Here is a 25225-nt window from a genome sequence, read left to right as displayed (position 1 = left end):
GCCGTCCCTATCCGTCTTATTCGATATTCTGGACCTGCTCGCGAAGCTGGTCGATCACGGTTTTCAGATCGAGCCCCAGGGTCGTCAGATCCGTATCCGGCGACTTGGAACACAAGGTATTGGCCTCGCGGTTGAATTCCTGGCACAGAAAATCAAGGCGCCGGCCCACGGGGCCCTCGGTCTTGGCGAGAAGCTCCCGCGCGGCCTGGGTATGGGCGGCAAGGCGGTCCAGTTCCTCGCGGATGTCAGCCTTGGTCATCAGCATGGCCGCTTCCTGCGCCAAGCGTTCCTCAGGCATCGTCGCGTTGTCGGCGACCAGACGCTGAATTTGGTCGTTCAGGCGCTGGCGGATGGCGTCGGGCTGCGCCCCCGCGACCTGGCCGGCGCGGGCCGTCAGGTCGGCGACCTGGTCGATCTGGCCCGAAAGGACGGCCAGAAGCCGCGCCCCTTCTTCGTCGCGCATGGCGGCCAGACCGCTCAGTGCCTTGCCCAGGTCCGCCATCATGGCCTTGGCGATGGCCTCGAAGTCATCCTCCGCCATCATCTCGTCGATGGGCTCGATCACCCCACGCAAGCCCAGGATACCGTCAAGCGACGGTGGGCGGGCGTCCGGCACCTCGTCCTTCAGACGCGCCATGCGGGCCGTGACCTGGGCCAGGAAATCGTCATTGATGCGGTAGGCGCCGCCGCCCGTCTCACGCCGGGTCGACAGGTTCACGGACACACTGCCGCGTTTGAATGTCGCGTTGACCTTGGCGCGAACCAGCGGGTCCAGGGCCTCGAACCCCGGCGGCGGGCGAAACCGCAGGTCCAGGCCCTTGGCGTTGACGCTACGCACCTCCCAGACCCAGGTCAGATCGTCCTGGCTGCCTTCGGCGCGGGCGAACCCGGTCATTGAACTGATGGCCAAAGTGCTTTCCTTTTCGGTCGTGGTGCCAAGGGCGAAGCAAAACTTATACCGAGCGCATTCGCCGCCAACAAGCGGCGCAGGCTTCCCCTTCCCCCCGCCGGGGCCCTATAACCGATGGATGAGCCTCAGCCATCCCAAATCCGTTCTCATCAGCGGCGCCTCAAGCGGCCTCGGCCGCGCCCTTGCCTTGGCCTATGCCGGGCACGGCACGACGATATACCTGTCCGGGCGCGATCAGGGGCGGCTTGATGCCGTGGCCGAGGAATGCCGCCAGCGGGGGGCGACTGCGGAAGGGCGGATCATCGACGTGACCGATGCCGACGCCATGGCCGCCTGGATCAAAGAAGCCGACGAAAAAATGCCCCTGGATCTCGTCATCGCCAACGCGGGCATCACCAATTCGACCTCGGGCTTGGCCGATGGGCCGGACCGCACCCGTCGCATCCTCGCGGTCAACGTGGACGGCGTGGTCAACACGGTACTGCCTGCACTGGCCGCCATGGACAGGCGAGACCGCGGCCAGATCGCCCTAATCGCCTCCATCGCCGGGTTCCGGGGCCTGCCGACGTCGTCGGCCTATTCCGCGTCAAAGGCCATGGTCAAGACCTGGGGCGAAGGATTGCGGGGGGAGCGGCTGAAGACCGGCGTGCGCATCAACGTGGTTTGCCCCGGCTGGGTCGAAAGCCGCATTACAGACGCCAATAAGTTCGATATGCCGTTCCTGATGGCGGCGGACAAGGCGGCGGCGATTATCCGCCGGGGCCTCGCCCGCGATGATGCCCGCATCGTCTTTCCCTGGCAGATGCATCTGGCGGTCTGGCTGCTGGCGGCTCTGCCGCCGGCTTGGACGGACCCGATCCTGAACCGCAAACTTTCCGAGCGGGAATGGTAGTGCTGACGGCGGCTTGACCGCTGCCCTTACCTGCCGTTCCCTGCAATCAGACACCACGTCCTGTTCTGGGAGGAACATCCATGGATTTACAGATTGCGGGCAAGCGCGCCCTGGTCACCGGTGGCAGCAAGGGCATCGGCAAGGCCGTGGCCGAGGTTCTGGCCCAGGAAGGATGCGACCTGATCCTGGTCGCCCGCGATGCCCAGGCCCTTGAGGACACGGCCCAGGCCATCCGCGCCAAGAACCAGGTGAATGTCGAGACCATCGCCGCCGACCTGTCGCGTGATTCCGCGGTCAAATCCGTCGTCACCCAAGTCGGCGAGATCGACATTCTGGTCAACAACGCGGGCGCCATTCCGCCGGGCACCCTGGCCGAAGTCGACGACGCAACCTGGCGCAAGGCCTGGGATCTGAAGGTTTACGGCTTCATTTCCATGTGCCGGGAAATCTATCCCACCATGGCGGCGCGCAAATCGGGCGTCATCGTCAACATCATCGGCCATGCGGGCGAAAGCCATCCACCCGGCTACATCGCGGGGGCGGCGGGCAACGCAGCCCTGATGGGCTTCACCAAGGCCTTGGCCCATGGCGCCCACGGCGACGGCATCCGCGTGATCGGCATCAACCCGGGGGCGATCCTGACCGAACGCGCGATCATGCTGGCCCGCACCAAGGCCGAGGCTCAGTTCGGCGACCCCGAACGCTGGCCCGAATTGCACAAGTCTCTGCCCTTCGGTCGCGCCGGTTTGCCGGAAGAAGTCGCCCATACGGCCGCTTTCTTCGCCAGTCCGCTGTCGGCCTATACCTCGGGCACCATCCTGACCATCAACGGCGGCAAGGAATAGGTCATCGAAATGGTGGGCAACTGCCGCAGACCGAAATAGTATTCCGCACCGACAAAAAAAGGAGCCGACATGATCCACGAACTGAGAATTTATCACTGCGTTCCGGGACGCCTGCCCGCGTTGCTGAAGCGTTTCGACACCATCACTTTGGCGATCTGGGAACGGCACGGGATTCGTCAGGCGGGATTCTGGACAACGGAAATCGGCCCCTCCAACCAGGACCTGTATTACCTGTTGGAATGGGAATCCCTGGCTGAACGTGATGAGAAGTGGACCGCCTTCCAAAGCGACCCCGAATGGATCGCCAAACGGGCCGAAACGGAAAAAGACGGCGCCATCGTCGCAACCTTGGAAAACGTCATTCTGAAGCCGACGGCTTTTTCAAAGGTCAAATAAGCTCCGCTTTAGACCGGTCCCCTACTTTCCGTTCCGCTGTATCTTCCGCCATTTCGCGACGTTGCGGTTGTGCCCCTGGAGGGTTTCCGCAAAAGCGTGGCCACCCGTGCCGTCGGCAACGAAGTAGAGATCCTTAGTCGCCTCCGGGTGCAGCACGGCGTCAATCGCCGCCAGCCCCGGATTGGCGATCGGCGTCGGCGGCAAGCCGTGAACGGCATAGGTGTTCCAGGGCGTCGGCGCGTCCAAATCGGCACGGGTCAGATCCCGGCCGAGCGGCGCCTTGCCCTCCGTAATGCCGTAGATCACCGTCGGGTCGGACTGCAGTTTCATGCCGCGCTTCAGACGGTTGAGGAACACGCCTGCGACCCGCGCGCGCTCCGCCTTAACACCCGTTTCCTTTTCGACGATGGAAGCGAGAACCAGGGCCTCCCCCGGGCTGTTCAGTGGCAGGCCCTCGTCGCGCCCGGCCCAGGCCTTGGCCAGGGCTGCGTCCATCGCCTGTTCCATGCGGCGCACGGCCTGCACCTTGGTGTCGTAATAGGCGTAATGATAGGTCTCCGGCAGCAGGCGGCCCTCGTCCGGTGGAGCCGGTAGCGGCCCCATCAGGCCCTCTGCCTTGGCGACAATCTCAAGAGCATCCGCCACGGTCAGTCCTTCGGGAATGGTGAACGTGCGGGCCACCGTCTCCCCCCTGGTCAGCACGTCGAGCACGCCGGTCACGCTGGCCCGCGCGGGAATGCGGAATTCACCGGATTTCAGGGCGCGGTCGGCCTTGCCCAGGCGGCTGGCCAGGCGGAACAAAAGGTCTGAGCGAATAATTCCGCGATCAACCAACGTCGTTGCGATGGCCTGAATATGGCTGCCCGGCGGGATCAGCACGACCTCGTCCATTGCATGGGGTCCGTCACGGGAAATCTGTTTGCTGAACCACAACCAGCCGCCGCCGGCCGCCCCGGCGGCGAGCACGCAAAGAACCAGAACGGCGAGGGTAAGTCTGCGGATCATGCCGCCAGACTACCGCAAATCCCGAGCGCGCCGGAAGGCGCACGGTGACGCTTTTGCGAAAATCAAAAGGATCAGTTGTAGGCCTTGAACACCAAAGAAGCGTTCGTGCCGCCGAAACCGAAGGAGTTGGAAAGCGCCGCGCGCACCTTGCGTTCCTTGGGCGTGTGCGGCACCAAATCGACGCCCTTGCAGGCCTCCGACGGATTGTCCAGGTTGAGGGTCGGCGGGACGATGCTGTTGTTCATGGCGAGGATCGAATAGATCGCTTCGACTGCACCCGCAGCCCCCAGGAGATGGCCGACCGCGGATTTGGTCGACGACATGGAGACACCGTTGATCGCATCGCCGAACACGCGCTTGATGGCGCCCAGTTCGATCTCGTCGCCAAGCGGCGTCGAGGTGCCATGGGCGTTCACGTAATCGATGTCTTCCGGGTTCATGCCGGCCCGCTTGAGGGCCGCCTGCATGCAACGGAAAGCACCGTCGCCGTCTTCCGCCGGGGCGGTGATGTGGTGGGCATCACCCGACATCCCGTAGCCGACGATTTCGGCGTAAATCTTGGCACCGCGCTTTTTTGCGTGCTCCAGTTCCTCAAGCACGACAACACCGGCACCATCGCCCATGACGAAGCCGTCACGGTCCTGATCCCAAGGTCGGGACGCCTTTTCCGGGGTATCGTTGAAGCCCGTGGAAAGCGCGCGCGCGGCGCAGAACCCGGCGACGCCCAAGGGGCAGATCGCCGCTTCGGCCCCGCCGGCAACCATCACGTCGGCATCTTCCCACATGATCAGGCGGGCCGCATCGCCGATGGCGTGCGCCCCGGTCGAGCAGGCCGTGACCACCGCGTGATTCGGACCCTTGAGCCCATAGCGGATGGAGACATGGCCGGAAACCAGATTGATCAGGCTGGCCGGAATGAAGAACGGGCTGAGACGCCGGGCACGGCCTTCGTGCACGGTGATGGCGCCGCCGGCGATTTCCGGCAGGCCACCGATGCCCGAACCAATCAGGACGCCGGTCTTCCAACGGTCCTCATCGGCTTCCGGCTTCCAGCCCGAATCCTCGATCGCCTGAATGGCGGCGGCCATGCCGTAAATGATGAACGTGTCCATCCGGCGCTGGTCCTTGGTCGGGACCCAGGCCTCGGCATTGAAGGTACCGTCGGACCCGTCGCCCACAGGCACGGTGCCGCCGATCTTGGCCGGCAGGTCGTATTCTTCGTAACCTTCGAACTTACGAATCCCGGATTGCCCGGCAAGCAGGCGTGACCAGTTAAGGTCGACACCCGTGCCGAGGGAATTGACGATACCCAGTCCGGTTACGACGACACGTCTCATGTTCGCTTATCTCATCAGGCCGCACGAACGCCCGGGCCCCCGAAGGGGACGGGCGCAGGTGGGACGAAATCAAGCAGAATTACTGCTGCGATTCGATGAAGGTGACGGCGTCCTTGATGGTCAGGATCTTCTCGGCGGCGTCATCGGGAATCTCGATACCGAACTCTTCCTCGAATGCCATGACCAGCTCCACCGTGTCGAGGCTGTCCGCGCCCAGATCGTCGATAAAGCTCGCGTTTTCAACAACTTTGGCTTCATCCACACCGAGGTGGTCATGGACGATCTTCTTTACGCGTTCAGCAACATCACTCATATCGATTCCCCTGTTGATTCCCTATTGATGGATCAGGAAATAAAGGTTGAAATTCTGACGGTGGCGGCGGGATTTCGGGGGTCCCGGACCAAGTTCGCCCGCTTCCTATCACATATCGAACGCGTTTGACCAGCCACCTCTACATACCATTGTTCACGTCCCTGCAAGGACCGGAATTTTGGCCTAGATCATGGCCATACCGCCGTTGACGTGGATTGTCTGGCCCGTCACGTAGGCGGCTTCGTCACTCGACAAGTATAGCGCCGCGGCGGCGATCTCTTCCGAGGTCCCCATGCGTCCCGCGGGAATACTCCCCATGATAGCCTCTTTCTGGGCGTCGGTCAGGTCATCGGTCATCGCCGTCTGGATGAAGCCTGGGGCGATGCAGTTGACCGTAACGCCGCGCGCCGCCACTTCCTGGGCAAGCGACTTGGACATGCCGATCATGCCGGCCTTGGACGCCGCGTAATTGACCTGCCCAGCGTTGCCGGTGACCCCGACGATGGAGGTGATGCCGATGATTCGGCCCAGGCGCTTCTTCATCATCCCGCGCAGAACCGCCCGTGACAGGCGGAAGGCGGCGGTCAGGTTGACGTCGATGACCTCCTGCCAGTCCTCGTCCTTCATGCGCAACATAAGGGTATCGCGGGTCAGGCCGGCGTTGTTGATCAGAATGTCGATGCCGCCCATGGCCGATTCGGCGTCGGCGACCAGTTTGTCCGTGCCCTCGGCCGACGACAGGTCGGCGGGCAGGACATGGGCGCGATCTCCCAGTTCCTTGGCCAAGGGTTCCAGCGCATCAACCCGGCGGCCCGACAAGCCGACCGTGGCCCCCGCACCGTGCAGGGCGCGGGCGATGGCCCCGCCGATGCCACCCGAGGCCCCGGTGACCAGGGCGGTTTTTCCCGTAAGATCGAACATCGCGGTTTCCTCTATCCCTTTAATTATACAGCTCAGCCTGCGTCACAGCGAGGCCAGGAATGCCTCGACCTCGTCCGGCGTGCCGACATTCTGCACGGTGATCTCGCGGTCGATGCGGCGCGCCAGGCCGGCCAGAATCTTGCCCGAGCCGACTTCGACCAGGGTATCAATGCCTTGGGCCTTCAACTGCGTGACGCAATCACGCCATCGCACCATTCCGGTCACCTGTTCGACCAGAAGGCGCTTGATCTCGCCTGGGTCCTCGACCGGGGCGGCGGTGACATTGGCCATCACCGGCACGGCCGGGGCGTTGATCTGCACCGCCCCCAGAGCCTCATCCATGGCATTGGCGGCGGGTTGCATCAGGGCGCAATGGAAAGGGGCTGACACGGGCAGCAGAACCGCCCGCTTGGCGCCGGCTTCCTTGGCCAGTTCGCAGGCTCGCTCGACCGCGGCGGTGGAACCGGAAATCACGATCTGGCCCGGCGCGTTGTCATTGCCGGCCTGACAGACCTCGCCCTCCATGGCGCCGGGGGCGGCCATGGCATCGGCGCAGACCTTTTCGACCGCGTCCATTTCCAGACCCATGAGCGCCGCCATGGCGCCCTGCCCCACGGGCACGGCCTTCTGCATTTCCGTACCGCGCGTCTTAAGCAGCCGCGCCGTATCAGCCAGAGTGAACGTCCCGGCAGCGGCCAGGGCCGAATATTCGCCGAGCGAATGGCCGGCGACGAAACCGGCCTGCGCCTTCAGGTCGAACCCGCCTTCGGATTTCAGCACGGCGAGGACGGCCAGGCTCGCGGTCATGATCGCGGGCTGGGCGTTGGCCGTCAGGGTCAATTCGTCCTCCGGTCCCTCGAACATGATCTTGGAAAGCTTTTGTTTCAGGGTTTCGTCCACTTCCTGGTGGACCTCGCGGGCGGCGGCGAAGGCATCATGGATGTCCTTGCCCATGCCGACGGTCTGGGACCCCTGCCCCGGAAAAATCAGTGCGCGTGCCATGAAAGCGACTGTGCTCCCTTCGTTGAATTGGGGCGAGAGGTATTGCCGCCCCGCCCCCGGCCTGTCAAGGGCACACGGTCGCGCCCCCATCCCCACCGCGGTCACATCACCGCCCACGGCTTTAAAATATTGAAATTACTGAATAAGATATCAGATGCTCTGAAATCTACCAATCGATAAGGAACCCCGAACGTGACTGACGAAGCCCAGGAAACCAAGGGTTACGACGTCGAGGACGCCCAGGTGCGGATTTCCGTGATGTGCGGAAAAATGATCTATTTCATTGTCGCCCTGATCCTGCTGGGAATTTCAATCGGCATTGTCGGTTATGGCCTTGGCGAGATCTGGAAAGCGTTCCATGCCGGTACGGGCATCATCACGCCCCTGCTGGACGGCGTCGCCCTGTCGGTTCTGGGGTTGGCGGTCATCGACGTGTCGAAGTACCTGCTGGACGAAGAGGTGTTCCGCAACCGGGAATTGGGCGCCGCATCGGAAGCCCGGGCGACGCTGACAAAGTTCTTCACCATCATCACCATCGCCATCAGCCTGGAGGCCATCGTGCTGATCTTCGGCTCGATCAAGGACAACGATATTCCGCGCCTGATCTATCCGGTGTACCTGCTGTTGACCGCCGTCGTCATCACCCTGGGCCTCGGCGTGTTCCAATGGCTGAACGCAAAGGCGGCACAGTTGACGAAAAAGGAGGGCTGATCCCTCCCTTCATTGACACCTAAATCCAAGAATTCTGCGCGCTTGCGCCGGTTCCGGGAATGTGTATAGTGCGCCGCCTCGGGGCAAATTCCCCGACCTCCTTGTCGGTCAGGAAACTCTGATGACCGGCTATGTCCCCAGGGTGGGGGCTGAGACAAGCCAAAGGGAGCTTATATGCCTTATTACGAAAGCGTGTTCATCGCGCGACCCGACATTTCGTCCGCACAGGTCGACGGTCTGGTAGAAACCTTCGAAAAAGCCATCGCCGGCGGCGGCGGCAGCATCCAGAAGAAAGAATACTGGGGGCTGCGCAACCTCGCATACCGGATCAAGAAGAACCGCAAGGGCCACTACATGCTCATGAACATCGACGCGCCGGCCAATGCCGTCGCCGAGATGGAGCGCCAGATGCGGATCAACGAAGACGTCATGCGTCACATGACCCTGCGCGTCGACGAACTTGAAGAAGGTCCGTCCGTGATCATCCAGAACAAGGACCGCGGCGACGAACGTCCGCGCCGGGGCCCGCGCCCTGACCGGGGCGACCGCCCCGACCGTGGCCCGCGCCCTGATTCCGATGGTGGCGACTCCGGTCGCAATCGCGACAAAGGAGACGACGCATGAGTGAAGAAACCGGAAAGCCGGCCGGCCGTAGCGCCCGCCCGGTCTTCAATCGGCGCCGTAAAAGCTGCCCGTTCGCCGGGCCGAATGGTCCGAAGATCGATTACAAGGACACGCGCCTGCTGGGCCGCTTTATTTCCGAACGCGGAAAGATCGTCCCCTCGCGTATCACTGCCGTTTCCAACAAGAAACAGCGTGAACTTGCCAAAGCCATCAAACAAGCCCGCTTCCTTGCCTTGCTTCCCTACGTGGTGAAGTAACTGCTAACCGTGCCCCGCGGAAACGGGGCACGGAACAGGGATACTTAAGCCGATGCCGAAATCGTTTCTGATCGCCATCTGTGCAGGTCTTTTAAGCCTGGTGGCGGCCATGCCGGCCCTGAACGGCGCCCCCCGTGGGTTGTTGCTGTTCTATGTTGCCGCCCTGCCCATCTATATGGCCGGTTTCGCCTTCGGCGCGACGGCGGGCACGGTGGCGACGCTCAGCGGTTTCGTCGCGGCAACGGCTTTGGGCGGCGTGCTGGTGGCCGGGGTATTCGCCCTGGTCCACCTGCTGCCGGCCTGGACCGTGATCCGGCAGGCGATGCTTCAACGCACGGCACCCGACGGCCATACGGAATGGATGGCCCCGGGTCCGATCGTCGCCGGCCTGTCCGGTATGGCGGCGACGATGATGCTTCTGGCGGGTCTGGTGTTCTATGCCAACGGCACGGGCCTCAGCACCATCGTTACCGACCGTCTGACCGACGTTCTGGCGGCCGTGTCGCCAAACACGCCGCAGGCGGCGCGTGACGAAATGGTGGAGCTTTACGGCCCGCTTCTGCCGGCATCCCTGGGATCGAGCTGGGTCATCATGGCCCTGGTCAGCGCCGCCGTGGCGCAGGCCTTCCTGGCCCGGATGGGGCGCAACCTGCGTCCGACTCCGCGGTACGCCAACATGGTCCTGCCGGAATGGATTTCCTGGGCCATGGTGGGGACGGCCTTGGTGTCCCTGGTCGCAAGCGGCGAGGTCCAGTTCCTCGCCCGCAACTTGACCTTGGCCCTGGCCGTACCGTTCTTCCTGTTGGGCCTCGCCGTCATCCATCACTGGGCGCGGCGGGTCCGGAACGGGACGTTGGCCCTGGTGGCTGTCTACTTTCTAATTTTCATTGTCGGTTGGGCCGGTCTTCTTGTGACCGCCGCGGTCGGCGTTCTGGAACAATGGGGCGGCATTCGCCACCGGCTAACCGGCCCCGCAGGCGGCACCTCGCCGCATGATGATTGAGTAGGAGAGATCGCAATGGACGTGATCCTGTTGGAACGTATCGAGAAACTGGGCCAGATGGGCGACGTGGTTAAGGTCAAGGCCGGCTTTGCCCGCAATTACCTGCTGCCCCAAAAGAAAGCCCTGCGCGCAACCGAAGACAACAAGCGCGTGTTCGAGGCCCAGAAGGCGCAGCTCGAAGCCCAGAACCTGGAAAACCGCAAGGAAGCGGAAGCCGTCTCGACCAAGATGGACGGCGAAAAGGTCGTCCTGATCCGTCAGGCCGGCGAAGCCGGGCAACTGTACGGTTCGGTCAACGCCCGCGACGTCGCCGAGTCCCTGGAAGCCGCCGGCTTCACCGTCGCCCGCCACCAGGTCGAACTGGCCCGCCCGATCAAGACCCTGGGCCTGCATGACGTGATCGTGCGCCTGCACCCGGAAGTCACGGTGACCATCACCGCCAACGTCGCCCGCACCCCGGACGAAGCCCAAGTCCAGGCCGATACCGGCGTGGCGCTGGTCGGCGATGATGCCAAGGAAGCCGCCGACATCGCGGCCGAAGCCGCCGAAGCCGTTGCAGCCCAGGCCGATGCCGTGTTCGAGGAAGACGTCGCCGGCGAAGCCGTCGCCGAAGCCGCCGAAGACGCCGCTGACGAGGCCGAAGCCGCCGCCAAGAAAAAGGCCGATGCCGAAGCCCGCGCCGTTGCCGCCGCCGCTGCCGCGGAAGCCGCAGCAGCGGCCGAAGCTGCTGAAGCCGAAGGCGATGACGCCGAAAAGGCCGACGAAGACAAGTAAGCCTCCCGCCCATCCGGCGGAACAGGTGAAAGAAGGCGGTCCCACCGGGGCCGCCTTTTTTCGTGCCCGGACACCACGGATTAGGACGGATTGACTCCGTCGGCATTTTTTAGAACAATTATAAAGTCCCACGGTTGCTTTTGCGTTTCAGGGAAACGCCCAGGGGTAAGAACAGACATTCCTGCCCCGGGGAGGTGGAAATGTTGTTCGCGCATGTTCTACGCCATATCGTTCAGACCGGCAGGTTGACGGCCATCGACGCCCACGGACGTGAACACGTCTTTTCCGGTTCCCCCGGCGCCAATCTGACCATTCGGTTCCACGACCCGTCCCTACACTGGAAGCTGTTCTTCAACCCGGGCCTATACCTGGGCGAGGCTTATATGAACGGCACCTTCACAGTCGAGGACGGCACGATCTTCGATTTCCTAGACTTCATCACCGCCAATATGGATGGCAGCGGGGAACACCCGATGATGACCTGGGTCGCCGCCGCGGATACGCTTTTCCGCCGCTTGCAGCAGTACAACCCTGCGTCACGGGCACGGAAGAACGTGGCCCATCATTACGACCTCAACGGCCGGTTGTACGAATTGTTCCTGGACCGGGACCGGCAGTATTCCTGCGCCTATTTCCAGACCCCACAGGACAGCCTGGATACCGCGCAGTTGAACAAAAAGCGCCACTTGGCGGCCAAGCTGATGATCGGACCCGGCATGAAGGTGCTGGACATCGGCTGCGGTTGGGGTGGTTTGGGCATCTATCTGGCCGGTGAACTCGGGGCCCAGGTCACGGGCCTGACCTTGTCGACGGAGCAACTCGGCGTGGCCCGGGAACGGGCGGAAAAGGCGGGGCTGTCCGACCGGGTTGAATTCCACTTACGCGACTACCGGGAACAGACGGGCACCTTCGACCGCATCGTATCCGTCGGCATGTTCGAACATGTCGGCATCACGCATTACCGGGAATACTTCAACACCGTGAAGAAGCTTTTGACCGACGACGGCGTGGCGCTGATCCACACCATTGGGCGATCGGAAACTCCACGCGCAACCAACCCCTGGATCCGCAAATACATCTTCCCCGGCGGCTATGTCCCGGCCCTGTCCGAGGTCATGCGCAGCGTCGAACAAACACGCCTGATCACCACGGACGTGGAAATCCTGCGCCTGCACTACGCCGAAACCCTGAAACACTGGCGCCACCGCTTCCACAAGCGGCGTAATGAGGCCAAAGCGCTTTATGACGAGCGTTTCTGCCGCATGTGGGAGTACTATCTGGCAGCCAGCGAATGTTCGTTCCGAAACATGGACAACGTGGTGTTCCAGATTCAGCTAACGAAGAAGCGCGACGCGCTGCCGCTGACCCGCGATTACATTACCGAATGGGAAAAGCGCGCGAATCGCCGGCAAAAGGCATCAACCCGCGACGGCGCCGCCGCCTGACGCCATAAGGCCCAAGCCCGCGCCTGCCCCGGCATTCGGCCCGCCGCCTTGAATTTACCCACAATTCATCCCCATACTCACATTCCGACCGCTGGGTATGCGGTTTCATCCACCCTGCGATTCCTTATTCCTCTCCCCGTCGCGCGGGCTTTGGATTACCACAGAGCCATGAACACGACCCTCACCGATCCCCCCGAAGACACCCTGTCGCATCCCGAAGATCCGTACCACGACAGCGCGCCCCACCATGGCGATCCGGGCGGTGGTCATGACCATGGCGCGGCGGCGGGGTTCCGTTCCATGCCGCACAACCTGGATGCGGAGAAGGCGCTGCTCGGCGCGCTTCTGGTCAACAATCGTGCGTATGAGCAGGTCGCCGAGTTCCTCAAGCCGGAGCACTTCGCCGTCGAACAGCACGCCCGGGTGTATCAGGCGGCGGAAAAGCTGATCGACCACGGACAGATCGCCGACCCGGTGACCCTGAAACGGTTTTTCGAAAACGAGAATTCCCTGTCGGAAATCGGCGGTCCGGCCTATCTGACCGACCTTGCCGCCAGCGCCGTCACCGTCATCAACGCCCGCGAATACGGGCGCATCGTCTATGACCTGTACCTGCGGCGCGAGCTGATCAACCTGGGCGAGGACGTGGTCAACGGCGCCTACGGCGGCGAGGTCGACGAGACCGCGACGGACCAGATCGAGCGTGCCGAACAGGCGCTGTACGATCTTGCCACCTCGGGCAATTACGAAGGTGGGTTCCAGGACTTCAAGTCCTCGGTCGTCGCCGCCATCAATTCCGCCGAACTGGCCCACAAACGCGACGGCGGGCTGGCCGGTGTGGCCACCGACTTCATCGACATGGACGCGCTGCTGGGCGGTCTGCATTCATCGGATTTGATCATCCTGGCCGGCCGGCCTTCCATGGGTAAAACAGCCCTGGCCACCAACATTGCCTTCAACGTGGCCTGGAACCATTCCCGCACCCAGGGAGCCGAGGGGGCCGTGGTCGGCTTTTTCTCGCTGGAAATGTCGGCCGAACAGTTGGCCAGCCGTATTCTTTCGGAACAGGCGGAAATCGGCTCCGACCGCATCCGCAAGGGACTTCTGGAGAACGACGAGTTCACCAAGCTGGTCAGTGCCTCGACCACCCTGCACAACATTCCGCTGTTCATCGACGACACCCCGGCGTTGACTGTCAGCGCGCTTCGCACCCGCGCCCGGCGCCTGAAGCGCCGCCATAACCTGGGCCTGATCGTGATCGATTATCTTCAGCTGGTGTCCGGCAGCTCGACCAGCCGCAGCGATGGCCGCGTCCAGGAAGTGTCGGAAATCACCCGGGGCCTGAAGACCCTGGCCAAGGAACTGGAAGTTCCCGTGCTGGCTCTGTCGCAGCTGTCGCGAACGGTCGAACAGCGCGACCCGCCCCGTCCGCAGCTCGCCGATTTGCGTGAATCGGGTTCCATCGAACAGGACGCCGACGTGGTCATGTTCATCTACCGCGAAGAATATTACATGGAGCGCAAGAAGCCGTCGCGCCGCGCCGACGAAGACGACGGCAAGCTGGTCGAACGTCTGGAGCGCTGGGAAGGCGCCTTGCAGGATATCCATCAGGTCGCCGAAGTGATCGTCGCCAAGCAGCGCCACGGCCCCATCGGCAACGTGCCCATGCACTTCAACGGCGCCTTCACGCGGTTCGGCAACCTGTCGAAGGACCACCCCTACCGCCAGCGCTTCCATGGCGAAGACTGACGAACAGCAATCCGGCGGCGTCGATGCGCATCTGGCCGGCGCTGTATTGACCGTCGACCTGGCCGCCCTTCAAGCCAATTACCGACTCATTTCAAGTAGGCTTACCGACGGCGCCACGGCGGCGGCCGTGGTCAAAGCGGATGCCTATGGCATCGGCATCGGCCCGGCGGCCACGGCGCTGTGGACGGCAGGGGCCCGCGACTTTTTCGTCGCCCATGCGGACGAAGGCGTGGCCCTGCGCAGGCATTTGGCCGACGCCCGCATCCATGTCCTGAATGGGGCCCATGCAGGGGCCGAAGCAGCGTTCCTGGAACACAATCTGGTCCCCGCCCTCAATTGCCTGGACGATGTCGCGCGCTGGCGCGCCTTCTGCGCCAAGGTAGGACAGCTCCTGCCCTGTGTCCTGCATGTCGATACCGGCATGTGCCGCCTGGGCCTGGACCGGCATGAATTTGCCCGCGTAGTAGCCGACCCCTCCCTGCTCGACGGTCTCGACATCCAAACCGTGATGAGCCATCTCGCCTCCGCCGACGAAGACAGCCCGCAGAATGCAGAGCAGCTTGCCCTGTTCCGGAGCGCACGAACGCATCTGCCCATGGGACGGGCGTCCTTCGCCAATTCATCAGGCGTGTTCCTGGGACCCGATTATCACTTCGATCTGGCCCGTCCGGGGGTCGCCCTCTACGGCGTCAACCCAACCCCCGGCAGCCCCAATCCCATGGCGCAAGTCGTTCGTCTAAAAGCAAAAATCCTGCAAGTTCGGGACGTTGACAGTACCGAGACCGTTGGCTACGGTGCCACCCACCGGATCGCGGGCCCTTCCCGCATCGCGACCCTGCCCGTGGGCTATGCGGACGGCTATCTCCGTTCCCTCGGCAACCGGGCGACGGCGTATATCGGGGACTACGAGGCGCCCCTAGTGGGACGGGTATCCATGGATCTCATCACCATCGACGTGACAACCGTCCCCGAGGCCCAATGCCGGCCCGGCATGACGGTCGACCTGATCGGCCAGCATCACACGGTCGACGACCTGGCCGCCCAGGCCGGTACCATCGGCTATGAAATTCTGACCTCGCTCGGCCATCGATACCACCGCGTTTACGCGGGCGGCGCGGCCTAGCCACGATGAAGCTTCTGCAAGCCATCGGCCGGGTCTTCCTGGCCTTTCTCGGCGCCGCAGGGCGGTTGATCATGTTTGCCACCACTGCGGTCACCCATTGCTTCCTGCCCCCCTATTACCCCCGCATCATGATCCGCCAGATGATCGAGATCGGGTATTTCTCCCTGCCCGTGGTCGGCCTGACGGCGATCTTCGCGGGCATGGTGCTGGCGCTGCAAAGCTATACCGGCTTCGCCCGCTTCTCGGCCGAGGGCGCCATCGCCAACGTGGTCGTGCTGTCCGTGACCCGCGAACTGGCCCCCGTGTTGGGTGGCCTGATGATCGCCGGGCGCGTTGGGGCTTCCATGGCGGCCGAAATCGGCACCATGCGGGTGACCGAACAAATCGACGCACTGACCACCTTGTCCACTAACGCCATCAAATATCTGGTGGTGCCGCGCATCATCGCCGGCGTGATCATGCTGCCGATCCTGATTTTCGTCGCCGACATCATCGGCGTGTTCGGTGGCTTCCTGGTCGCCGTTTATAAGCTGGGCTTCAATCCGGCCATCTACCTGCAGAACACCTGGGACTTCCTGGAGCCGCTGGACGTCATCTCCGGCCTTGTGAAGGCGTCGGTGTTCGGCTTCCTGGTGGCATTGATGGGCTGCTACCACGGCTATTATTCCAAGGGCGGCGCCCAGGGCGTGGGGGCGGCGACGACCAATTCCGTGGTCTCGGCCTCGATCCTTATCCTCTGCTTCAACTACATCCTGACCGAAGCGTTCTTCGGCTTGTAAGGCGGGCATCATGGCCGAGCCGAAAATCCAATTGCGTGGCGTGACCAAGGCCTTCGGGCCCAAGAAGGTTCTGACCGGGATCGATCTGGACATCGCCCGCGGCGAAAGCGTGGTCATCATCGGCGGTTCGGGCACGGGCAAGTCGGTGACCCTGAAGTGCATCCTGGGCCTGCTGCGGCCCGATGCGGGGTCCATCAAAATCGACGGCCGTGAAGTGACGGGCCTTTCGACCTCGGAACGCGACCAGGTCAACCGCCAGGTCGGCATGCTGTTTCAGGGCGGCGCCTTGTTCGATTCCCTGCCCGTGTGGGAAAATGTCGCCTTCGGGCTGCTGTCGCGGAAGCAATGCGGGCGCGACGAAGCCCGCGAGATCGCCCTGAAGAAGCTTGCCCTGGTCGGCCTCAAGCCGCATCTGGCCGACGCCTCGCCATCGGACCTGTCCATCGGCATGCAGAAACGCGTGGGTCTTGCCCGCGCCATCGCCACGGACCCTGAAATCATCTTCTTCGACGAACCGACGACGGGGCTGGACCCGATCATGGCCGACATGATCACCGAACTGATCGTCCACGTGAACCGCGAGGTCGGGGCGACCGCACTGTCGATCTCTCATGACATGGAATCCGCGCGCAAGATCGGCGACCGCATCGCCATGCTGTACCAGGGCAGGATCGTCTGGGCAGGTGACCCGGATTCCGCCGAAGCGGCGGCCAATCCGGTCGTCGACCAGTTCGTCCATGGCCGCGTCGACGGGCCGATCAAGATGCAGGTGCGGGCCTGAGAATTTCCCGTCCCCAATTAGATGGTTGGGGAATGCTTGCCTGTCTTATGGGCATCACACCTGAAAAAGAATGTGATGAAAATGGCTGAGACGAACAAACCGGCCTTTCCGCAAACGCCGGACGGCGTCACCGATTGGGAAAAAGTCTTCGAAGACCCCGATCAGGGTTTGGTTTCGGTGATCCGCACCGCCCAAACGTCGGAAAATCTGCGCGCCTGCATGATGATCGTGATCCGGCAGTTGTTCACCCGGGATGACGACGAGCTTCAGGTTGCACAATTAATCCGGCAACTTGACGACCTGCTGGCCCAATCGGGTGGCGCCGTCCCATCGGATGCCGCCATCGCCATGCTGCGCCAAATCAAGGTTCAGCGGCAGGAAATGGCCCAGGCCTATCTGGCCGACAAGAAAAGAAAGAAACGCCGAAAGAACCGGCGCAGCGCGGCCGGTTCGGCATCTGCGCAAAACACCATCTACCTTCTTTTCAAGAACCCCAAATACTTCATTGGCCTGGGCCTCGTCCTGACGGTCCTGTTGATCGGTGTGATCGCGGCCCTGGCCATCGGCGGTGCCCCGACGACTGAAAATATTGACCGCACAGAGCATGCGGCCGGCCAGGGCCCCGCCGATCCACAAAAAGACGTCGCGGACACGCCAAAGACCAAGCCATCCCAGCAGGACATGCCCCTGCCCGCATTTACCCCGACGGTGCGCGACACCACGATCGCACCCGTGGCGATCGTTCTACGTCACGTCACCCTTCCGCGCAGCTTGGGTAAGTGGAAGCGCGGCCCGACCCACGTCATGCCCTTTATCTTCATCACGGACGAACGCGCCGTTTCCGACGTATGCCGGCAATTTCCCTATATCCTGAGTATCCTGAACGTGGAACTCAGCAAGGCGTTCCAGGATATCGAGGTGTTCGACGAACAGGTTCTTGCGGGCGTTGCGCGGCGTGTCGGACCCATCTTGAATTCCAGGCTCGAAACCCCTGTGGTCACACGCATTCTCCTGGCGATCCCCATGGATACAAGAGACCATCCGGCCAGCCGATGCGGGCGGGCGTCGGACACCTTTGGAAAATACCTGAAGTAGGTCAGCATCGCGTCCCTTAACCCCCGTCCAGAGGGCCAAGAACACTGCCCCGGAGATTAGCCTACGCCGGTCGGCGATCAAGAATACGCCGGGCGCGGCGGGCGATGGATTCATTGACCATCTTTCCGTCGACGCGGGCCGTGCCTAAGGGATCGGCGGCGGCGGCGGTCAGCACCCGTTCCGCCCAATCGACCTGCGCCGGGGTTGGCGTGAATGCCGCGTGGATATGCGGGATCTGGACTTGGTCATAGGACGCCTTTCCCGTGAAGCCCATGGCTGCAATGCGCCCGGCCTCATCGATCAACCCTGCTTCGTCCGACGGGTCGAACCACACGCCATCCATGGCATCGATCCCGGCTTCCTGCGCCGCCAGGACCGTTTCCGCCCGCGCATGGGCCAGCGCGTCCCATCCCAGGTCCGAGCCGATGGAGGCGGAAAAGTCCGCCGTACCCAAGAACAGACAAGTGATTTGAGGGCCGTCCCGCCCGGCGGTCGAACAGGCGATTTCCATGGCGTTCTTGATCCCGCGCGGGCTTTCGATCAGCACCACGAGTTCCAGATTGGGATGGCGCGGGCGCAGGACGTCCGCGACCCAGCGCACTTCCTCCGCGTGTTCGATCTTGGGCAGGATCAGGCCGTCCGGCGCATCGGCGCAGTCAACCACGGCCAGAAGATCGCGCAGGCCGTCCTCCGTGCGCGGGTTGTTGACCCTGAGCAGGCGCAGCGGCTGGCCTTCCTTGCGTTGCCCGGCATACAGCGGCAGTACGGCGACGCGGGCTTCGGCCCGGCGGGCGGGCACGGTGCCATCCTCCAGATCGAACACGACCATATCGGCCCCCGAGCCCATGGCCTCGTCCCAACGTTCCACACTCAGCGCCGGATAAAACAGCACGCTTCGCCGTAATGTCATTCTGCAATTTCCTCCCAGATTTCGTCGATTAACCGCCGGACCGCCCGGTCCTCAGGGATCGCGTGGCGTTCCATATCCCGCACCTGGCCGTCATAGGCATCGCGCCCACCTTCCGTGAACAGACGGCGGAAGGCCTCCCGCGCATCATTGGTGCGCCCCAGCAAGGCCAAGGCGTAGGCCCTGTTACCTGCCGCATCGGCTCGATAGGCAGGTTCAGCCTGAATTGCGAGAGATTGATCGAACCGCGCAAGCGCCTGTTTCAGCCCCCAGCGAACTGCCCGTTCGGTCTCTTGATCCAGTTCCGAAACCGCCGCCCGCGCCGTCTTGGCATCCATCAGATCGATGAACCCGAGGCCATTAAGAGATCGTGCCCATTGCACACGCGCCGCCGGATCGTGGGAAAACCGCAAAGCGGCCTCAACGGCGGCGAAATCGGCAAGCGCCCCGTCCAGATCCATGCGGTCAGCTAATACCATGCCCCGCTCAACATGGCGTTCGGCGGCCTCCGGTGTAAGCTCCGGTGCTGCGTCGTTATCGTCGCTCATGATGTCCTCCCGACCGCATTCTTATGGCGGCAAACCGGGCGACGGGCAAGATTCGCAACTGGCGTCAGCCCGGGTTTGCCTTGCCCCTGCCCGCCCCACGCGATATGAGAAGCAAATTCGAACTGCCCATCTCGATCACCCCGGAAAGGCAAGGTTCCATTGGCCAAGCGCCCGGCGAGCCAGTACGTCTGTCAGGAATGCGGCGCCGTCCATCACCGGTGGTCGGGCAAGTGCGACGGCTGCGACGCCTGGAATACCCTGGTCGAGGAATCCCAAGGTGACGCCACGCCCAAGGGCCTGGGCACCGGACGCAAAGGCCGCAGGATCGAATTCGTCGGCCTGAAGGGTGAAACCCCCCAACCGCCCCGCTGGGTCGCCAATATGGAAGAGTTCGACCGGGTTACCGGCGGCGGTCTGGTGCAGGGCTCCGCCGTGCTGGTCGGCGGCGATCCGGGAATCGGCAAATCGACCCTTCTCATGCAGGTCGCGGCCAAACTGGCCGCCAATCACTCGACGGCCTATATCTCGGGCGAGGAAGCGGTCGAACAGCTTCGCCTGCGCGCCCGGCGCTTGGGCCTGTCTGATGCCCCCGTGCAGCTGACGGCGGCGACCAACGTGCGCGACATCGTGGCCACCCTGGACGCCCCCGGCGGCCCGGATCTGGTCATCATCGACAGCATCCAGACCATGTTCGTCGATACCCTGGAATCGGCCCCCGGCACGGTGGCGCAGGTGCGGACCTCGGCCCAGGAGTTGATCCGTCTGGCCAAGCGCCGGGGCTTCGCCCTGATCCTGGTCGGCCATGTGACCAAGGAAGGCACCATTGCCGGCCCCCGGGTGCTTGAGCACATGGTCGATACGGTGCTGTATTTCGAGGGCGAGCGCGGCCACCAATTCCGCATCCTGCGCGCCGTCAAAAACCGCTTCGGTCCCGCCGACGAGATCGGCGTGTTCGAAATGACCGACGGCGGCCTCAAGGAAATCACTAATCCCTCGGCCCTGTTCCTGGGCGACCGCGATGATGGCGACGGCCGTGAGGCCGGTTCCGCCGTGTTCGCCGGAATCGAGGGATCACGGCCGGTGCTGGTCGAAATTCAGGCCCTGGTGGCGCATTCCAGCCTGGGCACGCCGCGGCGCGCCGTGGTCGGCTGGGATTCCGGCCGCCTGTCCATGATCCTGGCCGTTCTCGAAGCCCGGTGCGGCCTTGCGCTGGGGGCATGTGACGTGTACCTAAACGTGGCCGGTGGACTTCGCATCGGTGAGCCGGCGGCGGACCTTGCCGTCGCCGCGGCCTTGGTGTCGTCCCTGACGGGCGTGGCCCTACCGCCGGAAACGGTGGTGTTCGGCGAGATCGGCCTGTCCGGGGAAATCCGCCCCGTCAGCCGCACGGATGTGCGCCTGAAAGAGGCCGGCAAACTGGGCTTTACCGGCGCCTTCGTGCCGAAGGTCCGGGGCAAAAGCAAGGAAGGGGCGGCCGCCCGCGACGCGGGCCTGACGGTGAAGGCGCTGGAACGGTTGGACGACCTTGTAACCCTATTCGAAACAGGTGCTGCGCCCAGGCAGCCCGCCCGGTCCGCTTCGTGACCCGGCGCCGGAAGCGAACCGCGACATGGAAACCCTCAAGGACCTGCCGGTGAACGTGGTTGATCTTGCCGTCCTCGCGGTGCTGCTGGTATCCGCCGTGTTCGCTTATGCCCGGGGCTTCATGCACGAAATCCTGTCGATCGGCGGCTGGATCGGCGCCATCTTCGCGACCATCTACGGCTTTCCCCATGTCCAGCCCTATGCCCGCGACCTGATCCCCATCCAGCTTGCGGCGGATCTGGCGGCCGGCGTCGTGGTTTTCGTGTTCACCCTGTTTTCCCTGTCCTTCATCATCCGCGCCATCGCCCGGCACATCCAGCAAAGTTCGCTTAACGTGCTCGACCGATCCCTGGGCTTTCTGTTCGGCCTGGTGCGGGGGGGGCTCATGGTCTGCCTGATTTACCTCGGCATCGAATTCCTGATGACGCCCGAGGAACAGCCGAAATGGATCCGCGAGGCCAAGTCCATGCCCCTGATTTTACGGGGATCTGACACCCTGCGCGGCCTGATTCCCGAAAACCTGGAAGACAAGTTGAAGGAAGCCGCCCCCTCGGGCTTTTCCGGACGCATGCCCAATGTCCCGAAGACCGAGGGCGAAGCCCTCAAACGCCTGTTCACCCCGCCGGCGGACGGCGGGAAAACCACACCAAAGGACGCCTATGGCTCGAAAGAGCGGGCGATCATGGACCGCGCCATCGAAAACGCCACCGGCCAAAGCAAATAATCGGGCCCGCCGGAGCAAAATAACGATGAAAAGCGATCCAATCCGGAGTACATACCCGACATGAATTCTCCCTTGCTCCTGCCCGCCTCTCCCTTCACGGCGTCGGCCCATCGCAAAGCCGGCCCCTGGGACGACGACAAGCTGCGCGAGGAATGCGGCGTATTCGGCATCTACGGCCATGAAGACGCCGCCGCGCATACGGCGCTGGGCCTGCACGCGCTTCAGCATCGAGGCCAGGAATCGGCCGGGATCGTCGCCTACGACGGCGAACAGTTCCACAGCCACCGGGCCCTTGGCCTCGTCGGCGACAACTTCAACGACCTGGACACCATGGCCCGCCTGCAGGGCAGCGTTGCCATGGGCCATGTGCGTTATTCAACATCCGGCGGCGGGTTTATCCGCAACATCCAGCCCCTTTTCGCCGAATTCATCTTCGGCGGCTTGGCCGTCGCCCATAACGGTAACCTGACCAACGCCTATCAACTGCGCCAGGCCTTGGTCGAACGGGGCAACATCTTCCAGTCGACCAGCGACACCGAGGTCATCATTCACCTGATGGCCGTCAGCGACGCCGGCCATGTCATCGACCGGCTGATCGACGCCCTGCGCCAGATCGAAGGTGCCTATTCCCTGGTCGCCATGACACAGAAAAAGCTGATCGGCGTACGCGACCCCATGGGCGTGCGGCCGCTGGTCCTGGGCCGGCTGGGCGATTCCCACATCCTGGCATCGGAAACCTGCGCGCTGGACATCATCGGCGCCGACTTCATCCGCGACGTGGAGCCGGGCGAAATCATCGTCATCGACGCCGATGGCGTGAATAGCTACCACCCCTTCGGCACAAGCCGCACACGTCGGTTCTGCATATTCGAACATATCTATTTCGCGCGCCCCGATTCCATCATCGAAGGGCAGAACGTCTACGAAGTGCGCAAGCGCATCGGCGCTGAACTGGCCCATGAATCCCCCATTGAGGCGGACGTCATCGTGCCCGTGCCGGATTCCGGCGTGCCGTCGGCCATCGGTTTCGCGCGCGAGACGGGAATTCCCTTCGAACTGGGGATCATCCGCAACCATTACGTCGGGCGCACCTTCATCGAACCGACGGATAACATCCGCCACCTGGGTGTGCGCCTGAAGCACAACGGCAACGTTGCCGAACTGAAGGGCAAGCGCGTCGTTCTGGTTGACGATTCCATCGTCCGCGGCACGACGTCCGTGAAGATCGTCGAAATGGTGCGCGACGCAGGGGCCACCGAGGTCCACATGCGGATTTCCAGCCCGCCGACGACCCATTCCTGCTTTTACGGCATCGATACACCGGAACGCTCGCAACTGCTCGCCGCCCAGCACGACCTCCAAGGCATGGCCGACATCATCGGCGTCGACAGCTTGGCCTTCATTTCCTGGGACGGACTTTACCGGGCTGTCGGAGAGGTTGGCCGCGACATGGAAATCCCGCGCTATTGCGACGCTTGCTTCACCGGCGAGTATCCCATTCCCCTGACCGACCGCGAAGCGGACCGGGGCCCACGCCAGCTTTCCCTTCTGGAAGAGGGCTAGGGCTTTTGTCGGGCGGCCGTCTCGAAAACCGGATCGCAGTGATCACCGGGGCGACCCGGGGCATCGGCCGCGCCGTGGCAAAACGCTTCGCCGCCGAGGGCGCGGAACTGATCCTGATCGGCCGCACCACCGGCGCGCTTGAGGAAGTGGACGACGAGGTCCGCGCCGCATCGGGCCGCAACGCCACGCTGGTCCCCATGGATCTGACCGATTTCGACGCCATCGACCGCCTGGGTGCCGCCCTATTCGATCGCCACGGCAAGCTCGACATCCTGGTCGGCAATGCCGGCATGCTGGGCAACCTCAGTCCGCTGGCCCATACGGACCCCAAGGTCTGGGATCAGGTCATGGCTATCAACACGACCGCCAACTGGCGCCTGATCCGTTCGTTCGACCCGCTGCTGCGCACCTCCGACGCCGGGCGCGTGGTGATGGTCACCTCCACGGTCGGGCACGAGGCGCGCGCCTACTGGTCGGCCTATGCCGTGTCCAAGGCAGCGCTGGAAATGGCCACACGGATCTATGCCGAGGAAACCGTGACGACCAACGTCAAGGTCAACATCCTCAACCCCGGCGCAACGCGGACCAACATGCGCGCCCGCGCCTTCCCCGGTGAAGACCCGGAAACGGTCAAGGACCCGGCCTCGATCACAGATGATTTCGTGCGTTTGTGCGAACCCGCCTGCACCCTGCATGGCGAGATCGTGACCGCGAAGGAAACCCCAGCGGAAACCTGACATGGCAGTCAACGCCATCGCCCTGACCTGGCCGCCTTCCGCCGTTCACGGCTGGGGCGTGTTCGGGGCCAACCTGCTGCGCGAAGTTCTGCGCCGGGGGACGCCCAAACCGGTCACCCTGTTCGCCATGCAACCGGAATTGATTGACGCCAGCGATCGCACCCTTTTCCAGCCCCTGATGGCCGAACAGCGCCAGATCGAACAACAGGTCGGCGCCGCGCAGGGGAATGTAACCTTGGGTGGCGTCCATGTCCTGCATTCCCTCGGCAACAATCTGGAGGAGCCGCCCGCCGCCGCGCGTTTTCGGGGCGAGCCGAACGTGGGCTTCACGTTCTTCGAAAACATGGTGTTTGGCGACGACGTGGTCGCCCGCAACGCCCATTTCCAGATCATGATGGCAGGGTCGACCTGGAACGCCGACATCCTGCGCGACCTGGGGTTTCCCCGCGTCGGCTGCGTGTTCCAGGGCATCGACCCCGACGCCTTCACCCCCGGTCCGCGCACGGGCCGGTTCGGCGACCGCTTCGTGGTGTTTTCCGGCGGCAAGCTGGAACTGCGCAAGGGCCAGGATCTGGTCGTCGCCGCGTTCAAGAAGTTCCATGCCCGCCATCCGGACGCCCTTCTGGTCACCGTCTGGCTGAACCCCTGGCCGGAAATCATGGCTGATATGGCGGCAAGCCCCCATGTCAGCGGACCGCCCGCCATGGACCAGCCGTTCCCCAATTGCATCAACGACTGGGTCCGCGCCCAGGGCGTGCCGGAAGGGGCCCATATGGACCTCAGCCCGACCTTCAACGCCGACATGCCGGCGCTATTGCGTGAATGCGACGCGACCGTGTTTCCCAACCGCTGTGAAGGCGGCACCAATCTGGTCGCCATGGAAGCCTTGGCCGCCGGTCTGCCCTGCGTGCTGTCGGCCAACAGCGGACACCTGGACCTGATCGGCGCACAAGGGACCGACGATCACTGCTATCCGCTGACCCGCCAGACGCCCGTCGCCTTCGGCCCGCAAGGATCTGACCATTGGCGCGAGCCCGATGTGGAGGAAATCGTCGAGAGCCTGGAGGCGATCTATCAGGACCGCACGGAAGCCCGCCGCAGGGGACAGGCCGCCAACGCCTTCATGCAGGATTGGTCCTGGCGCAACCAGATCGGCAGGCTGTTGACGGAATTGGATCGACTGACGCCTTGAATGCTGCG

27 protein-coding genes are annotated in these 25225 nt (G+C 63.4%); 19 read left to right on the top strand and 8 right to left on the bottom strand.

The features are described 5' to 3' along the window. Positions 1-16: 16 nt before the first annotated feature. Positions 17-895, bottom strand: a complete 879-nt coding sequence (locus tag KFF05_06760) for a YicC family protein (GenBank protein UTW53608.1) — start codon at positions 893-895, stop codon at positions 17-19. Positions 896-1028: 133 nt separating this feature from the next. Between KFF05_06760 and KFF05_06755 the strand changes: the two genes are divergently transcribed. The 3 genes from KFF05_06755 to KFF05_06745 all read left to right on the top strand — a co-directional run bounded on the left by KFF05_06755 (position 1029) and on the right by KFF05_06745 (position 3043). Next, positions 1029-1802: an SDR family NAD(P)-dependent oxidoreductase gene (locus KFF05_06755; protein ID UTW53054.1), complete on the top strand. Its 774-nt coding sequence runs from the start codon at positions 1029-1031 to the stop codon at positions 1800-1802. Positions 1803-1882: 80 nt separating this feature from the next. Continuing rightward, positions 1883-2647, top strand: a complete 765-nt coding sequence (locus KFF05_06750; GenBank protein UTW53053.1) for an SDR family oxidoreductase — start codon at positions 1883-1885, stop codon at positions 2645-2647. Positions 2648-2716: 69 nt separating this feature from the next. Continuing rightward, positions 2717-3043 (top strand): NIPSNAP family protein, encoded by a 327-nt coding sequence (locus KFF05_06745; protein ID UTW53052.1) that lies wholly within the window; start codon positions 2717-2719, stop codon positions 3041-3043. A 21-nt stretch (positions 3044-3064) separates the two neighbouring features. Here the strand turns inward: KFF05_06745 and mltG are convergent, their stop codons facing one another. The 5 genes from mltG to fabD form a co-directional block, all read right to left on the bottom strand. Further along, positions 3065-4048 (bottom strand): endolytic transglycosylase MltG, encoded by a 984-nt coding sequence (gene mltG / locus KFF05_06740; GenBank protein ID UTW53051.1) that lies wholly within the window; start codon positions 4046-4048, stop codon positions 3065-3067. A 71-nt stretch (positions 4049-4119) separates the two neighbouring features. After that, positions 4120-5385 carry a beta-ketoacyl-ACP synthase II gene (fabF, locus tag KFF05_06735; protein UTW53050.1) on the bottom strand — a complete coding sequence of 422 codons (1266 nt, stop codon included), beginning with the start codon at positions 5383-5385 and terminating at the stop codon, positions 4120-4122. A 79-nt stretch (positions 5386-5464) separates the two neighbouring features. After that, a complete protein-coding gene (locus tag KFF05_06730) occupies positions 5465-5698 on the bottom strand; it encodes an acyl carrier protein (GenBank protein UTW53049.1) in 234 nt (77 codons plus the stop codon). 183 nt (positions 5699-5881) lie between these two features. Beyond that, entirely contained in the window at positions 5882-6619 is a 738-nt protein-coding gene (gene fabG, locus KFF05_06725) for a 3-oxoacyl-[acyl-carrier-protein] reductase (protein ID UTW53048.1), read from the bottom strand. A gap of 42 nt (positions 6620-6661) precedes the next feature. Continuing rightward, positions 6662-7621: an ACP S-malonyltransferase gene (gene fabD, locus KFF05_06720; protein ID UTW53047.1), complete on the bottom strand. Its 960-nt coding sequence runs from the start codon at positions 7619-7621 to the stop codon at positions 6662-6664. Positions 7622-7813: 192 nt separating this feature from the next. Between fabD and KFF05_06715 the strand changes: the two genes are divergently transcribed. From KFF05_06715 to KFF05_06665, 11 genes are all read left to right on the top strand, one after another. Further along, positions 7814-8332: a general glycosylation pathway protein gene (locus tag KFF05_06715; protein UTW53046.1), complete on the top strand. Its 519-nt coding sequence runs from the start codon at positions 7814-7816 to the stop codon at positions 8330-8332. A 174-nt stretch (positions 8333-8506) separates the two neighbouring features. Further along, positions 8507-8956, top strand: coding sequence for a 30S ribosomal protein S6 (gene rpsF, locus KFF05_06710; GenBank protein ID UTW53045.1), 450 nt, complete (start codon positions 8507-8509; stop codon positions 8954-8956). After that, positions 8953-9213, top strand: coding sequence for a 30S ribosomal protein S18 (gene rpsR, locus KFF05_06705; protein ID UTW53044.1), 261 nt, complete (start codon positions 8953-8955; stop codon positions 9211-9213). Before rpsF ends, rpsR begins: the two co-directional genes overlap by 4 nt. A gap of 52 nt (positions 9214-9265) precedes the next feature. Beyond that, positions 9266-10216 carry a DUF2232 domain-containing protein gene (locus KFF05_06700; GenBank protein ID UTW53043.1) on the top strand — a complete coding sequence of 317 codons (951 nt, stop codon included), beginning with the start codon at positions 9266-9268 and terminating at the stop codon, positions 10214-10216. Between the two features lie 15 nt (positions 10217-10231). After that, positions 10232-10990 (top strand): 50S ribosomal protein L9, encoded by a 759-nt coding sequence (gene rplI, locus KFF05_06695; protein UTW53042.1) that lies wholly within the window; start codon positions 10232-10234, stop codon positions 10988-10990. 200 nt (positions 10991-11190) lie between these two features. Next, positions 11191-12435, top strand: a complete 1245-nt coding sequence (locus KFF05_06690; protein ID UTW53041.1) for a class I SAM-dependent methyltransferase — start codon at positions 11191-11193, stop codon at positions 12433-12435. 300 nt (positions 12436-12735) lie between these two features. Further along, complete coding sequence (locus KFF05_06685) at positions 12736-14184, top strand: replicative DNA helicase (GenBank protein UTW53607.1); 1449 nt, start codon at positions 12736-12738, stop codon at positions 14182-14184. After that, positions 14171-15307, top strand: a complete 1137-nt coding sequence (alr, locus tag KFF05_06680; protein UTW53040.1) for an alanine racemase — start codon at positions 14171-14173, stop codon at positions 15305-15307. Before KFF05_06685 ends, alr begins: the two co-directional genes overlap by 14 nt. Before the next feature lie 5 nt (positions 15308-15312). Continuing rightward, entirely contained in the window at positions 15313-16086 is a 774-nt protein-coding gene (locus KFF05_06675; GenBank protein ID UTW53039.1) for an ABC transporter permease, read from the top strand. A 7-nt stretch (positions 16087-16093) separates the two neighbouring features. Next, entirely contained in the window at positions 16094-16867 is a 774-nt protein-coding gene (locus KFF05_06670; protein ID UTW53606.1) for an ATP-binding cassette domain-containing protein, read from the top strand. An 81-nt stretch (positions 16868-16948) separates the two neighbouring features. Further along, complete coding sequence (locus KFF05_06665) at positions 16949-17962, top strand: hypothetical protein (GenBank protein UTW53038.1); 1014 nt, start codon at positions 16949-16951, stop codon at positions 17960-17962. Between the two features lie 61 nt (positions 17963-18023). Here KFF05_06665 and KFF05_06660 read toward each other — a convergent pair whose 3' ends face one another. Then, positions 18024-18872 (bottom strand): CoA ester lyase, encoded by an 849-nt coding sequence (locus KFF05_06660; GenBank protein UTW53037.1) that lies wholly within the window; start codon positions 18870-18872, stop codon positions 18024-18026. Continuing rightward, positions 18869-19417: a hypothetical protein gene (locus KFF05_06655; protein UTW53036.1), complete on the bottom strand. Its 549-nt coding sequence runs from the start codon at positions 19415-19417 to the stop codon at positions 18869-18871. Before KFF05_06655 ends, KFF05_06660 begins: the two co-directional genes overlap by 4 nt. 159 nt (positions 19418-19576) lie before the next feature. On the opposite strand from KFF05_06655, the gene radA reads away from it, so the two are divergent. From radA to KFF05_06630, 5 genes are read left to right on the top strand one after another with little or no spacing between them, the layout of a single operon-like run. Continuing rightward, complete coding sequence (radA, locus tag KFF05_06650) at positions 19577-21001, top strand: DNA repair protein RadA (protein UTW53035.1); 1425 nt, start codon at positions 19577-19579, stop codon at positions 20999-21001. Positions 21002-21026: 25 nt separating this feature from the next. Continuing rightward, complete coding sequence (locus KFF05_06645; protein ID UTW53034.1) at positions 21027-21725, top strand: CvpA family protein; 699 nt, start codon at positions 21027-21029, stop codon at positions 21723-21725. A 60-nt stretch (positions 21726-21785) separates the two neighbouring features. Further along, positions 21786-23288 carry an amidophosphoribosyltransferase gene (locus KFF05_06640; protein UTW53033.1) on the top strand — a complete coding sequence of 501 codons (1503 nt, stop codon included), beginning with the start codon at positions 21786-21788 and terminating at the stop codon, positions 23286-23288. Positions 23289-23293: 5 nt separating this feature from the next. Further along, positions 23294-24025 carry an SDR family NAD(P)-dependent oxidoreductase gene (locus KFF05_06635; GenBank protein UTW53032.1) on the top strand — a complete coding sequence of 244 codons (732 nt, stop codon included), beginning with the start codon at positions 23294-23296 and terminating at the stop codon, positions 24023-24025. 1 nt (position 24026) lies between these two features. Next, the gene (locus KFF05_06630; GenBank protein ID UTW53031.1) at positions 24027-25217 is read left to right on the top strand and encodes a glycosyltransferase family 4 protein; all 1191 of its coding nucleotides are present in this window, start codon (positions 24027-24029) and stop codon (positions 25215-25217) included. The last annotated feature ends 8 nt before the right edge of the window (positions 25218-25225 follow it).

Source organism: bacterium SCSIO 12827 (assembly GCA_024397995.1).
Taxonomy (GTDB): Bacteria; Pseudomonadota; Alphaproteobacteria; order Rhodospirillales; family Casp-alpha2; genus UBA1479.
Note: the sequence above shows the minus strand (reverse complement) of the source record. Positions and strands in the feature narration are given on the sequence as shown.